Raw genomic sequence first — 14027 nt, 5'->3', positions numbered from 1 at the left:
CTGTAGGAGCCGGCGATCGAGTGCGAAGCACTCGCCGAGGCCCGACCTGACCACTATCAAAGAGGGTGCATTCAATGTCCCAAGAATTCGATTACATCATCATTGGTGCCGGCTCGGCCGGTAACACCCTGGCGACCCGTCTGACTGAAGACGCCGGCGTCACCGTCCTGCTGCTCGAAGCGGGCGGCCCGGATTACCGTTTCGACTTCCGCACACAAATGCCGGCCGCCCTGGCGTTCCCGCTGCAAGGCCGTCGCTACAACTGGGCCTACGAAACCGATGCCGAGCCACACATGGACGGTCGCCGTATGGAATGCGGTCGCGGCAAGGGCCTGGGTGGTTCTTCGCTGATCAACGGCATGTGCTACATCCGCGGCAACGCCATGGACTACGACGGCTGGGCGAAACTGCCAGGTCTGGAAGACTGGACCTACCTCGATTGCCTGCCGTATTTCCGTAAAGCGGAAACCCGCGACATCGGCCCGAACGATTACCACGGCGGCGACGGCCCGGTCAGCGTGACCACGCCGAAAGCCGGCAACAACCCACTGTTCCACGCCATGGTCGAAGCAGGCGTGCAGGCCGGTTACCCGCGCACCGAAGACCTCAACGGTTACCAGCAGGAAGGCTTCGGCCCGATGGACCGCACCGTGACGCCGAAAGGCCGTCGCGCTTCCACCGCTCGCGGTTACCTGGACGTGGCCAAAAAGCGTTCAACCCTGACCATCGTCACCCACGCCCTGACCGACAAGATCCTGTTCGAAGGCAAACGTGCGGTCGGCGTGCGTTACCTGGTGGGCGATGCCGAAGAGCGCGTCGAGGTCAAAGCGCGCAAGGAAGTGCTGCTGTGCTCCGGCGCCATCGCTTCGCCGCAGATCCTGCAACGCTCAGGCGTCGGCCCTGCCGAACTGTTGAACAAGCTCGACATCCCGGTGGTCCACGACTTGCCGGGCGTGGGTGAAAACCTGCAGGATCACCTTGAGCTGTACCTGCAATACGCTTGCACCCAACCGGTCTCGCTGTACCCGTCACTGCTCTGGTACAACCAGCCGGCCATCGGTGCCGAGTGGCTGTTCAACGGCACCGGCATCGGCGCCAGCAACCAGTTCGAAGCGGGCGGTTTCATCCGTTCCCGTCCGGAATTCGAATGGCCGAACATCCAGTACCACTTCCTGCCGGTAGCGATTAACTACAACGGCAGCAACGGCGTGAAAGAACACGGTTTCCAGGCGCACATGGGTTCCATGCGTTCGCCGAGCCGTGGTCGCATCCAGGCCAAGTCCAAGGATCCGCGCCAGCACCCGAGCATCCTGTTCAACTACATGGCCACCGAGCAGGACTGGCAGGAATTCCGCGACGGCATCCGCCTGACCCGTGAAATCATGCAGCAACCTGCGCTGGACGCCTTCCGTGGCCGCGAAATCAGCCCGGGCATCGACGTGCAAACCGACGAGCAACTGGACAAGTTCATCCGCGAGCACGCCGAGACCGCGTTCCACCCGTCCTGCTCGTGCAAGATGGGCACCGACGAGATGGCCGTGGTCGACGGCGAAGGTCGCGTGCATGGCATGCAGGGCCTGCGTGTGGTCGATGCCTCGATCATGCCGATCATCACCACCGGCAACCTGAACGCACCAACGATCATGATCGCCGAGAAAATCGCCGACAAGATCCGTGGTCGCCAACCACTACCGCGCAGCAAGGCTGACTACTACGTCGCGGGCGATGCGCCGGTGAAGGGCAAGCCTTTGCGTGAAGTGAGCCAGACCGCGTAACACAGCATCACGGCCAATCGCTGGCAAGCCAGCTCCCACAGGTTTTATGTCGGCCGCAAAATTTGCGTCCAACTCGGTCCTGTGGGAGCTGGCTTGCCAGCGATGAGGCCATGAAAAGCAGCACACCTCGTCCAGACAAACCCGGCAATCCTCTCGCCACAGATCCAAACTTGATCCTCCCCCCGCGCAAGCCTACTCTAGCGCCACGCAATCTTTCACCCCCCTCGCAGCACCGCGTCACCGTCACTCCACGCCAAGGAGGTTCCCGAATGTTCGATTTCCACCCCCAGCTCAAGCAGCGGTTTGCTGCGTTGCGCACGAACGCTGAATTCTTTTCCCTGCGTTATGTGCGCGAGTCCGGCCAGCACCTGTCGGTGCGCAAGAACGTTGCCGAGCCGCCGAGCATGAGCCGTGACGAAGGGGCGATGCTGACCGTGCGCGTCAATGGCGTCGAAGCCTATGCCGCGACCAACGACCTGTCGCAACAAGGCCTGCAAGCCGCACTCGAACGGGCCGAACAGCAAGCACGCCAGCTCAAGCCCCACGCCTTGCTGGACCTGCGCGAACAGGCCGTGTCGAGTGACCGCGCCGACTACGTCTCACCAAACTTCGACCAACCGTTCCCGTCCCTGAGCGATTGCTACCAACTGCTCGGCGCCGAATCCGCCGCCGTCCCTAAGGACGAGCGGCTGGTGAACTGGCAGGTGAGCATCGGCATCACTCATGTCGAACAGATCTACCTCAACAGCGCCGGCGCCGAGCTGCGTCAGGCCCAGCGCTTCGTCTTCCCCGGACTGGAGGTCACCGCCTACGACGGTAACGACAGCCAGACCCGAACGTTCGGGCGGGAAAACTTCGGCCAACAGGGTGGCTTTGATGTAGTCAGCCGCTGCGGGCTGATTGGCGCAGGGAAAAAAATCGCCGATCAGGCGCTGCAATTGCTGCTGGCACCGAACACTCCGCAAGGCCCTCGCGACCTGCTGCTGACGCCTGACCAGATGATATTGCAGATCCACGAATCCATCGGCCACCCGCTTGAGCTGGACCGCATCCTCGGCGACGAGCGCAATTACGCCGGCACCAGTTTCGTCAAGGCCGAAGATTTCGGCAGCCTGCAATACGGCTCGAACCTGCTCAACGTGACCTTCGACCCAGACATCCCCGAGCAACTCGCCAGTTACGGTCATGACGACGACGGCACGGCCGCCAGCAAGCAATTCCTGATTCACGAAGGCCTGCTGCTACGCCCCTTGGGCGGTGCGCTGTCGCAATTTCGCGCGGGCATGGAAGGCGTCGCCAACAGCCGCGCCTGCAGCTGGAACCGCCCGCCGATTGATCGCATGGCCAACCTCAACATCGAGCCCGGCGACCAACCCCTGGAGCAACTGATCGGGAACATCGAGCACGGCATTCTGATGAGCACCAACCGCTCGTGGTCCATCGACGATGCGCGCAACAAGTTCCAGTTCGGCTGCGAGTGGGGTCAGTTGATCGAGAATGGAGAACTCAAGGGCGTGGTGAAGAACCCAAATTACCGGGCGATTTCCGCGCAGTTCTGGAAGAGTCTCAGCGCGGTGGGCGATGCCAGCACCTTTAAGGTCCTCGGCACACCGAACTGCGGCAAGGGCGAACCGAATCAGGTGATCCGCGTCGGACATGCCTCGCCAGCGTGTGTATTCAGTAACGTTGATGTGTTCGGGGGAGACGCCTGATGAGTACGTCCAAGGCTCAGGCCGAGTCATTCAATGCATTGGTCACCGGTTTGCGTGAAGCGCTTCACGAGCCGGAGCAATTCACCCTCAGCTACGCCGCCGAATCATCGGCTTTCGTGCGCTTCAATCACGCCAAGGTGCGTCAGGCCGGGCATGTGCAGCAGGCGAGCATCGGCCTGAAACTGATCAACGATGGGCGCCACGCCGACCTCGACATCACCCTGGCTGGCGATCCACTGGTTGACCTGCAGCGCTTGGCCGAAGGCCTGCAACAACTTCGCGAAACCTTGCCGCTGCTGCCGCAAGACCCGTACTTGCTGCTCAACTACACCGGCTGGAAAAGCCAGAACGTGCAGGAACATCCGCTGCCGGATACCGAGCAAGTGGTGGCCGAAATCACCCGGGCTGCCGAAGGCCTGGACCTCGTCGGGTTCTATGCTGCCGGCCCCATCAGCCGTGGTTTCGCCAGTTCTTGCGGGGCATTCGGCTGGCATCAAGCCAATAGTTTCAACTTCGATTTCAGCCTGTTCCATGAAAACGGCCAAGCGGTGAAAGCCAGTTACGCCGGGCACGACTGGAGCAGCGAAGGCTTTGCCAAACGCTTCCAGCAGGCCCGCGAACAGCTTGAGTTTTTGAGTCGACCGCTGCGTACCCTGGCGCCCGGTCAGTACCGCGCCTACCTCGCCCCCGCGGCAATGGAAGAAATCATGAGCATGCTGTGCTGGGGCGGTTTTTCCGCGCAGTCGATTGCCAGCAAAAGCAGTCCGTTGCAAAGGCTCTACGGTGGTGATCAGGCGTTCAGTCCGCTGGTTTCGCTGGATGAAAAAGTCAGCGGTTCGTTGAGCCCGGCGTTCTCCGACGAAGGCTATCCGCGCAGCGACCTGGGGTTGATTGTCGAGGGCAAGGCTGGCGCGCAACTGGTCGGTTCACGCAGCGCCGCCGAATACGGTTTGACCGCCAACGGCGCCAGCGGCGGGGAGTCGCCAACAGCATTGAACATGCGGGCCGGGGATCTGCCTGAGGCGCAAATCCTCAAGCAACTGGGCACGGGTTTGTACATCAGTAACCTGTGGTACCTGAACTTCTCGGATCAACCGGCGGCACGCCTGACCGGCATGACGCGGTTTGCGACGTTCTGGGTCGAGAACGGCGAGATTCAGGCGCCGGTCAGCACCATGCGGTTTGATGACAGCGCCTTCAGCTTGTTGGGTTCACAACTGGAAGCGCTGACCCAGGAGCGCGAGATGCTGTTGTCGGCGAGTACTTACAGCCAACGGGCAACGGCTTCGGCGTTGTTGCCGGGAGCGCTGGTCAGCAAACTAACCTTGACCCTGTAAACACGCAAAACCCTGTAGGAGCTGGCTTGCCAGCGATCGCGTTCTGTCAGCTGACAACTACGTTGAATTTGACGGCCTCATCGCTGGCAAGCCAGCTTCTACAGTATCGGTGAAACGCTGATTTTCCTTGCCAAGAGGTCCCATGCCCAACCGCCCGCCTCTCGATCCCATCACCGCCCGCTGGGTGCCGTGGGTCGTCGCCATTGCCTTCTTCATGCAGTCCCTCGACGGGACCATCCTCAACACTGCCCTGCCCGCCATGGCCCGCGACCTGGCGGAAGACCCGTTGCGTATGCAAGGCGTGATCATCGCCTACATGCTCACGGTCGCCTTGCTGATCCCCGCTTCAGGCTGGATCGCCGACCGCTTCGGCACCAAGAAAATCTTCTTCGGCGCCATCCTGCTGTTCAGCCTCGGCTCGCTGCTCTGCGCGCTCTCGGAAAGCTTGAGCATGCTGATCGGCGCCCGAGTGATTCAGGGTTTGGGCGGCGCCTTGATGCTGCCAGTCGGGCGCCTCGTGGTGCTGCGCGCCTACCCGCGCTCGGAACTGGTGCGAATCATGGGCTTCATCACCATTCCCGGGCTGCTCGGCCCGCTTATCGGCCCGACCATGGGCGGCTGGATGGTCGAATACCTGACCTGGCACTGGATCTTCCTGATCAACCTGCCGGTCGGTGCAATCGGCTGCTACGCCGTGTGGAAATTCATCCCGGACCTGCGCGGCACCGAGCGCACCCGTTTCGATAGCCTGGGGTTCGTGCTGTTCGGCGCAGCGATGATCCTGATCACCATCGCCATGGAAGGACTCGGCGAACTGCACCTGCCACATCTGCGAGTGATGTTGCTGCTGTTCAGCGGCATGGCGTGTCTGGCGGCCTACTGGCTGCGCGCCGGGCACATCGAAAACCCTCTGTTCGCCCCGTCGCTGTTCAAGACCCGCACCTTCGCCGTCGGCATCCTCGGCAATCTATTCGCCCGCCTGGGCAGCGGCGCCTTACCGTTCCTCGTGCCGCTGCTGCTGCAAGTGGCACTGGGCTATTCGCCGTCCCAGGCCGGGATGAGCATGCTGCCACTGGCGGCTGCGGCGATGATCGCCAAGTGGGTGGCGCGGCCACTTATCGAGCGCCTGGGTTACCGCATCGTGCTGACCGGCAACACCCTGGCGCTGGGGATCATGTTGGCGAGCATGGGTCTGGTCAGCGAGCAGACGCCGTACTGGCTGCTGCTGTGTCTATTGGCAGTTCTCGGCGCGATCAACTCCTTGCAGTTCACCGCGATGAACACCGTGACCCTGATCGACCTCGACGACGCCAGCGCCAGCAGCGGCAACAGCTTGCTGTCGGTAGTCGCGCAATTGTCCCTGAGCCTGGGTGTTGCGTGCGCCGGTGCGTTGCTTGGTGGTTTTACGGCGGAAATTGGAAACGACGGCGTTCAAACCGTTTTGGGTGCTTTTCAACTGACCTTTGTGACCGTCGGCATCATGGCGATGCTGGCCGCGACGATCTTCTCGCAGCTCTCAAAGGAAGACGGACGGCGCGTCAAACGTCCGGAAGAGCACATCGAACCTTAGGGCTAAAGGCCATCGGACTGGTACACTGCGCGACATTTTGTTTTGCAGGCCAGTCCCGTGACCACCATCGCCACCGCTTTTAATACTTTGCCGCTGTCCGCCGCCATGCTGGCTAACCTCGACTCCCTCGGTTATGCCCAGATGACGCCGATCCAGGCGCAAAGCTTGCCGGTGATCCTCAAGGGGATGGACCTGATCGCCCAGGCCAAGACCGGCAGCGGCAAGACCGCCGCGTTCGGTATCGGCCTGCTTAACCCGATCAATCCGCGCTACTTCGGCTGCCAGGCATTGATTCTGTGCCCGACCCGCGAACTGGCCGACCAGGTCGCCAAGGAAATCCGTCGCCTGGCCCGTGCCGAAGACAACATCAAGGTCCTGACCCTGTGCGGCGGCGTGTCCCTCGGCCCGCAGATCGCTTCGCTGGAGCACGGCGCACACATCATCGTCGGCACCCCGGGACGCATCCAGCAGCACCTGCGCAAGGGTTCGCTGGTGCTTCACGGCCTCAACACGCTGATCCTCGACGAAGCCGACCGCATGCTGGACATGGGTTTCTACGATTCCATCGAAGAGATCATCATGCAGGCCCCGGAGCGTCGCCAGACCTTGCTGTTCTCCGCCACGTACCCGGTGGGCATCAAGCAGCTCGCGTCGAAATTCATGCGCAATCCGCAGCAAGTGAAGGCCGAGGCGTTCCACGATGACACGCAGATCGAACAGCGTTTCTACGAGATTTCCCCGGAAGAGCGCATGAGCGCCGTGACCAAGGTCCTCGGCCACTTTCGCCCGGCGTCTTGCGTGGCCTTCTGCTTCACCAAGCAGCAGGTTCAGGAAACCGTCGATCACCTGACCGCTAAAGGTATCTCCGCCGTCGGCCTGCACGGCGATCTGGAACAACGCGACCGCGATCAAGTGCTGGCAATGTTCGCCAACCGCAGCACGTCGGTACTGGTTGCCACCGACGTTGCCGCACGCGGCCTCGACATCGATTCCCTGGACATGGTGATCAACGTCGAACTGGCCCGTGATTCGGAAATCCACATTCACCGCGTCGGCCGTACCGGTCGTGCTGGCGAGAAAGGCATTGCGATCAGTCTGGTCGCTCCGTCCGAGGCTCAGCGTGCACAGGCCATCGAACAGTTGCAGAAATCGCCGCTGACCTGGGACCAGGTGGACAACCTGACCAATCAAGGTGGTGGTCCATTGCTGCCGCAGATGAGCACCCTGTGCATCGGCGCCGGCCGTAAAGACAAGGTTCGCCCGGGTGACATCCTTGGCGCACTGACGGGCGATGCCGGCATTCCCGGTGCCCAGGTCGGCAAGATCGCAATTTTCGATTTCCAGGCCTATGTGGCGGTGGAACGCGGTATCGCCAAGCAGGCCTTGCAGCGCCTGAACGACGGCAAGATCAAAGGCCGTTCGCTGCGCGTTCGCATCCTGTAAGAACAACGCGCCCCCCTGTGGGAGCTGGCCTGCCAGCGATGGCATCGACTCGGCTTTCCAGGCAGACCGAGTGATGCCATCGCCGGCATGCCCGCTCCCACATTTGATTTCATTCCAGATCAGCTCTTGTGTGAGGACACCGTTTTGCGCTCTACCGAAGTCGTGATCATTGGCGCTGGCGCCGCAGGGTTGATGTGTGCACTGACCGCCGCCGGGCGCGGACGCAAGGTGTTGTTGCTCGACCACGCGAACAAGGCCGGCAAGAAAATCCTGATGTCGGGCGGTGGCCGCTGCAATTTCACCAACATGTACACCGAACCGGGCAATTTCCTCTCGCAAAACGAACACTTTTGCAAATCTGCCTTGGCGCGTTACACCCAGTGGGATTTCATCGGCATGGTCGCCAAGCATGGCGTGCCGTATCACGAGAAAAAACTCGGCCAATTGTTCTGCGATAACAAGTCCAGCGACATCCTCGAGATGCTGCTCAACGAGTGCGATCAGGTCGGCGTGAGCCTGCACCTGGACACTGCGATCCAGTCCATCGAGAAGCTCGAACAGGGTTACTTGCTGGACACCACAATGGGCCAGATCACTTGCGAATCCCTGGTGATCGCCACGGGCGGCCTGTCGATTCCAACCCTGGGCGCCACCGGTTTCGGCTACCAAGTGGCCAAGCAATTCGGTCACGACCTGTTGCCGACCCGCGCCGGTTTGGTGCCGTTCACCATCACCGATCAGCTCAAGGAACTGTGCACCGAGTTGTCCGGGACGTCGGTGGATTGCCTGGTCAGCTGCAATGACCAGAGCTTTCGCGAGAACATTCTGTTCACTCACCGCGGCCTGAGTGGCCCGGCGATTTTGCAGATTTCTTCGTTCTGGGAATCCGGTGACACGGTGGAAATCAACCTGATGCCGGACCATGACGCATCGGACTGGCTGCAACAGCAACAAGCCGAACGCCCCAACAGCGAACTGAAAACCCTGCTCGGTGAAATTTTCACCAAGAAGATGGCCAATTTGCTGGCGGACAACTGGTTCGTCTCCAAACCGATGAAGCAGTACACCCACGCGGAAATTGCCGCCATCGCCGAAAAACTGGCGAGCTGGAAAGTCGTACCCGCCGGCACCGAAGGCTACCGCACCGCCGAAGTGACCCTGGGTGGCGTGGATACCCACGAGGTGTCGTCCAAGACCATGGAATCACTGAAAAGCCCTGGCCTGTATTTCATTGGTGAAGTGCTGGACGTGACCGGGCATCTGGGCGGTTTCAACTTCCAGTGGGCCTGGGCCTCGGGTTACGCCGCCGCGCAGTACGTCTGATACCCAGATCCCAGTAGGAGCTGGCTTGCCAGCGATGCCAACAACACGGTCTGTCAGGCAGACCGCATGATCGTTCATCGCCAGCAAGCCGGCGCCTACAAAGGTCGTGTCTCACAGGGAAGGAACAGATTTTGCTGTCAGATGTGATCGCCGCCATTGCGTCGGCGTCATTACTGGCTCAATTTAGCGTCATCGCCTCGGAAGGCCCTCGCACTTCATGTCATCGACCTCGTTTCGTCAGTCTTTGCGTCGCCTTTGGGCGCTGGATAAATTCAGCTACAGCGTGCGGGTGTTCATCGCCCTGACCGGCACCATGGCGCTGTGTTGGTACAAGGATGAAATGGGATTGCTGATCCCGTTATTCCTGGGAATTATCGCCAGCGCCCTGGCCGAGACCGACGACAGTTGGCAAGGCCGCCTCAACGCGCTGGCGGTGACGCTGGTGTGTTTCGCAGTCGCCGCGCTGTCGGTCGAATTGCTCTTTCCCTACCCTTACCTCTTCATCATCGCCTTCGCCCTCGCCGCCTTCTGCCTGACCATGCTCGGTGCCCTCGGCGAGCGCTATGGGGCAATTGCATCGGCGACGCTGATTCTGTCCGTCTACACCATGATCGGCGTGGACCAACGCGGCGGGGCAGTCACTGATTTCTGGCATGAGCCGTTGCTGCTGGTGGCGGGCGCGGCCTGGTACGGCTTGCTGTCGGTTTTATGGCAGGCACTGTTTTCCAACCAGCCAGTGCAACAGAGCCTGGCGCGATTATTCCGCGAACTGGGGTTTTACCTGAAGTTGAAATCGTCGCTGTTCGAGCCGATTCGGCAGATGGACGTGGAGGCGCGGCGACTGGAGTTGGCCCAGCAGAACGGCCGAGTGGTCGCCGCACTGAACGCCGCCAAGGAAATCATCCTGCACCGGGTCGGTAATGGTCGCCCCGGCTCGAAAGTCAGCCGCTACCTGAAGCTGTACTTCCTCGCCCAGGACATCCACGAACGCGCCAGTTCCTCGCACTATCCCTACAACGCCCTGGCCGAAGCATTCTTTCACAGCGACGTGCTGTTCCGCTGCCAGCGTTTGCTGCGCCAGCAAGGCAAGGCCTGTCGCGCTCTGGCCGAGTCGATCCAGATGCGCCAGCCGTTCATCTATGACGCAAGTTTCGCCGAAGCCTTGAGCGACCTGCACGCCTCCCTCGAGCACTTGCGCATCCAGAGCAACCCAGCCTGGCGAGGTTTGCTGCGCTCATTGCGGGCACTGGCGGCCAACCTCGGTACCCTCGACCGCTTGCTTAGCGATGCCAGCAATCCTGACGCCTTGGCCGATGCCACCGACAGCAGCCTGCTCGACCGCTCGCCGCGCAGTCTCAAAGACGTCTGGACGCGTTTGCGCACACAGCTCACACCCACGTCGCTGCTGTTCCGTCACGCCCTGCGCTTGCCCCTGGCTTTAAGCATCGGCTACGCGATGGTGCATTTGATTCACCCGTCCCAGGGTTACTGGATCATCCTGACGACGCTGTTTGTCTGCCAGCCGAACTACGGCGCCACTCGACGCAAACTCGGTCAGCGGATCATCGGCACCGCGATCGGCCTGACCCTGGCGTGGGCGCTGTTCGACCTGTTTCCCAACCCGTTGATCCAGTCGTGTTTCGCCATCGCGGCCGGGGTGGTGTTCTTTACCAACCGCACCACCCGCTACACCCTGGCGACGGCCGCAATCACCCTGATGGTGCTGTTCTGCTTCAACCAGGTGGGTGACGGTTACGGGCTGTTCCTGCCACGGCTGTTCGATACCTTGCTCGGCAGCCTGATCGCGGGCCTCGCGGTGTTCCTGTTCCTGCCGGACTGGCAGGGTCGGCGCCTGAATAAAGTGCTGTCCAACACCCTGAGCTGCAACAGCATTTATCTGCGTCAAATCATGCAGCAATACGCTGCCGGTAAAAGTGATGACCTGGCCTATCGCCTGGCCCGACGCAACGCGCACAACGCCGACGCTGCGCTGTCGACCACCCTGGCCAACATGCTGATGGAGCCGGGGCATTTCCGTAAGGAAGCGGACGTCGGGTTCCGCTTCCTTGTTTTGTCGCACACGTTGCTCAGTTACCTGTCGGGACTCGGCGCGCACCGCGAAACCCAACTACCGGCGGATGTGCGCGAGCATTTGATTGAAGGCGCTGGCGTGAAGCTGGCCAGCAGCATCGATGAAATCGCCCAAGGCCTAGCGAGTAAAACGCCGGTTGCGATTCAAAGCGATGAGGAAGAAGCGCTGGCCAATGAGCTGGAGCAGATGCCGGATGAAATCGATGAAGGTCAGCGACTGGTGCAAACGCAATTAGCGTTGATCTGCAGGCAGCTTGGGCCATTGCGCACGCTGGCGGCGCATTTGATCAAGGATACGGGTGAAGATTGAGAGCCAGCTCCTACAAGGGCAGCGCAAAACCTGTAGGAGCTGGCTTGCCTGCGATGAGGCCATTAGCCCCACCACAAGATCTACATCCCATGCTGTTTCAGCAACCGCGCATAACTCCCATCCGCCTTCATCCTGGCAATCTCCCGATCGAACCCGGCGACGATTTGCTCATGCTTAGGGTTCTTCAGGCTGACCAGAATGTGCAGGCTGTTCTCGCTTAACGCCTTGGGCAAAAACTCCACGGCATTGCGCACTTTGGATGATTCGCGGGCCAGGTAATACCGAGCAACGTATTCATCTTCCAGCGTCAGCTTCACCCGATCGGCAGCGACCATGCGCACAGCCATGGCAAAACTGTGCACCGGGATCTTCTGCAAGGATTCATCTTCATCGAACGCTGACGAATAGGCATAACCGCGCACTACCGCGATCGGATAGGTGTGCAGTTGTTGCAGATTGTTGAATTCGATCGGCGCGTCTTTGCGCTTGAGAAAACGAATGCGATTGAGCAAGTACTCGCCGGAAAACTGGCCGAGCTTCGTGCGTTCCTCGGCGTACCAGGCGTTGACCAGCACGTCATAGCGGCCCTCCCCCACGCCCAGCAAAGCTCGCGCCCACGGCACCTGTTCAAAATCACTGGCATAGCCGGCCCGCGACAGGGCGGTGCTGACTATATCGGTGGCTAATCCACCGTTGACCAGCGTGGCGTCGGTAAATGGCGGCCAGGCATCCGCCACCAGTCGCAGTTTTTCTGCCGCCGCGTTTTGAATCAGCAACAGCAATCCGACCAAAGCAAAGGCTTGATGCAATCGCGGCATGCTAGAAAATCCTTAGCGGGCGGGCTGCCCGACATGTTTTCAGCCAAAACTCCAAGACCCCGTACCGGCACACCCAGGCACTAAACATTAGTTCACTGAAGCCACTGCACATTGCTTGATCCCAGATTACACAAAGAAATCAGCGCCGCGCGAAATGAATGATGGCATTTTGGTCTTTGTCACAGATTTCTTTGCCATCAAGACATCTATCGCCCGGGCGCTTAGTATCGAGGATACGTTTTCAGGAAATCAGAACATGACAATCGATTGGGTCTGCAAACATCACAGTGATCTGGGCAAAGAGCAGCTGTACGCCATCCTGCAACTGCGGGCCGAGGTGTTCGTCGTCGAGCAGAAATGCGTCTATCAGGACATTGATGGTCAGGATCTGGAAGGCGATACCTGCCATTTGATGGCTTGGGACGAGGATCGACTGGTGGCCTACCTGCGCCTGCTCGACCCCGAGCTGCAGGGTGGCGACGTGGTGATCGGGCGAGTTGTCACTGCACCTCAGGCCCGGGGATCAGGGCTGGGCCATGAGCTCATGGCCCAAGCGTTGAAACAGGCCGAGAAGCGCTGGCCTGACATGCCTGTCTATCTCTCGGCACAGGCTCATTTGAAGGGGTATTACGGACGGTACGGGTTTGTTGTGGCGGGTGAGGAATTTGTCGAGGACGGGATTCCGCATATCGGTATGCGTCGTTCCTGAGGGCGCTATCGCTGGCAAGCCCGCTCCTACAGTGATTGCGGGCGGATCGGATCGGAACCTGTAGGCGCCGGCTTGCTGGCGATGGCATCAGCGCAAATATCAGGGATACTCCAGCACCGCTTTGATCTGCTGCAAATTACGCTCGATCCACCCCCGATCAATTGCCCCCCACTCGCGAATCCGATAGCGCCCGGCATGGTTGCGTGCGCCTTCTTCCTGCTCGAACTCGCAAACAATATCCAGATCCGCCAACGCGGCGATGGTGTCCTGGGCTGTACGCCGGGGCATGCCGGTGACGTCGGTCAATGCCGGAACACTGCTGGCCAGACCGCTGTCGATCAAGTACGCCACGTACAAGCGGCGGTAGAAGCTGCTCTTGGTCTTGCTTACTTCCATCTGACGATCCCTTTGATCTTCTATTGCATATCCCGCCACGTCAGGTACACCCGCACATCGAACTCCACCTGGTGATATCCCGGCAACATGTGATCGCACAGCTTGTAGAAAGCCTTGTTGTGATCCGACTCCTTGAAATGCGCCAACTCGTGCACCACGATCATTTTCAGAAATTCCGAGGGTGCTTCCTTGAACAACGAAGCAATTCGAATTTCCTTTTTGGCTTTGAGCTTGCCGCCCTGCACCCGCGAAATCGTGGTGTGCAGGCCGAGAGCACGGTGCGTCAGGTCCAGGCGGTTGTCGAACAACACTTTATCGATGGCCGGGGCGTTGCGCAGGTATTCCTGCTTGAGGTCCAGCGCATAGGTGTACAGCGCCTTGTCACTCTGCACCCCGTGTTTTTCCGGGTAGCGCTGGTTCAGGTAATCGCCCAGCCGACCCTCGGCAATCAGCTGGCGCACCTGGTCCTGCAATGAAGCGGGATAGGCCTGGAGATATTTCAACACGGTCATCGGAGCGGCAACACAAATCACTAAAAGGTCG

11 protein-coding genes are annotated in these 14027 nt (G+C 60.3%); 8 read left to right on the top strand and 3 right to left on the bottom strand.

Annotation, left to right across the window (positions count from 1 at the left end):
- Window positions 1-74 precede the first annotated feature (74 nt).
- The 7 genes from betA (at window position 75) to yccS (ending at window position 11561) form a co-directional block, all read left to right on the top strand.
- Window positions 75-1775, top strand: coding sequence for a choline dehydrogenase (gene betA / locus ABVN21_RS25330; RefSeq protein WP_339556594.1), 1701 nt, complete (start codon window positions 75-77; stop codon window positions 1773-1775).
- 269 nt (window positions 1776-2044) lie between these two features.
- Window positions 2045-3487 (top strand): TldD/PmbA family protein, encoded by a 1443-nt coding sequence (locus ABVN21_RS25325; protein WP_339556595.1) that lies wholly within the window; start codon window positions 2045-2047, stop codon window positions 3485-3487.
- Window positions 3487-4824 (top strand): TldD/PmbA family protein, encoded by a 1338-nt coding sequence (locus ABVN21_RS25320; protein ID WP_339556596.1) that lies wholly within the window; start codon window positions 3487-3489, stop codon window positions 4822-4824. The genes ABVN21_RS25325 and ABVN21_RS25320 overlap by 1 nt, the downstream gene beginning before the upstream one ends.
- A gap of 142 nt (window positions 4825-4966) precedes the next feature.
- Window positions 4967-6394, top strand: coding sequence for a multidrug transporter subunit MdtD (mdtD, locus tag ABVN21_RS25315; protein ID WP_339556597.1), 1428 nt, complete (start codon window positions 4967-4969; stop codon window positions 6392-6394).
- 105 nt (window positions 6395-6499) lie between these two features.
- On the top strand, window positions 6500-7837 hold the full coding sequence (dbpA, locus tag ABVN21_RS25310) for an ATP-dependent RNA helicase DbpA (RefSeq protein WP_236708449.1): 1338 nt from the start codon (window positions 6500-6502) through the stop codon (window positions 7835-7837).
- A 144-nt stretch (window positions 7838-7981) separates the two neighbouring features.
- Window positions 7982-9160 carry an NAD(P)/FAD-dependent oxidoreductase gene (locus tag ABVN21_RS25305; RefSeq protein WP_339556599.1) on the top strand — a complete coding sequence of 393 codons (1179 nt, stop codon included), beginning with the start codon at window positions 7982-7984 and terminating at the stop codon, window positions 9158-9160.
- 217 nt (window positions 9161-9377) lie between these two features.
- On the top strand, window positions 9378-11561 hold the full coding sequence (yccS, locus tag ABVN21_RS25300) for a YccS family putative transporter (protein WP_339556600.1): 2184 nt from the start codon (window positions 9378-9380) through the stop codon (window positions 11559-11561).
- An 80-nt stretch (window positions 11562-11641) separates the two neighbouring features.
- Here yccS and ABVN21_RS25295 read toward each other — a convergent pair whose 3' ends face one another.
- Window positions 11642-12379, bottom strand: coding sequence for a transporter substrate-binding domain-containing protein (locus ABVN21_RS25295; protein ID WP_339556601.1), 738 nt, complete (start codon window positions 12377-12379; stop codon window positions 11642-11644).
- 256 nt (window positions 12380-12635) lie between these two features.
- On the opposite strand from ABVN21_RS25295, the gene ABVN21_RS25290 reads away from it, so the two are divergent.
- Window positions 12636-13088, top strand: coding sequence for a GNAT family N-acetyltransferase (locus ABVN21_RS25290; RefSeq protein ID WP_339556615.1), 453 nt, complete (start codon window positions 12636-12638; stop codon window positions 13086-13088).
- Between the two features lie 99 nt (window positions 13089-13187).
- On the opposite strand, the gene ABVN21_RS25285 is transcribed toward ABVN21_RS25290, so the two are convergent.
- Window positions 13188-13484, bottom strand: coding sequence for a winged helix-turn-helix domain-containing protein (locus ABVN21_RS25285; protein ID WP_339556602.1), 297 nt, complete (start codon window positions 13482-13484; stop codon window positions 13188-13190).
- 20 nt (window positions 13485-13504) lie between these two features.
- Window positions 13505-13996 carry a M48 family metallopeptidase gene (locus tag ABVN21_RS25280; RefSeq protein WP_339556603.1) on the bottom strand — a complete coding sequence of 164 codons (492 nt, stop codon included), beginning with the start codon at window positions 13994-13996 and terminating at the stop codon, window positions 13505-13507.
- Between the last annotated feature and the right edge of the window lie 31 nt (window positions 13997-14027).

Source organism: Pseudomonas sp. MYb327, assembly GCF_040438925.1.
Lineage (GTDB): Bacteria > Pseudomonadota > Gammaproteobacteria > Pseudomonadales > Pseudomonadaceae > Aquipseudomonas.
This window is presented reverse-complemented; position numbering and strand designations above follow the sequence as displayed.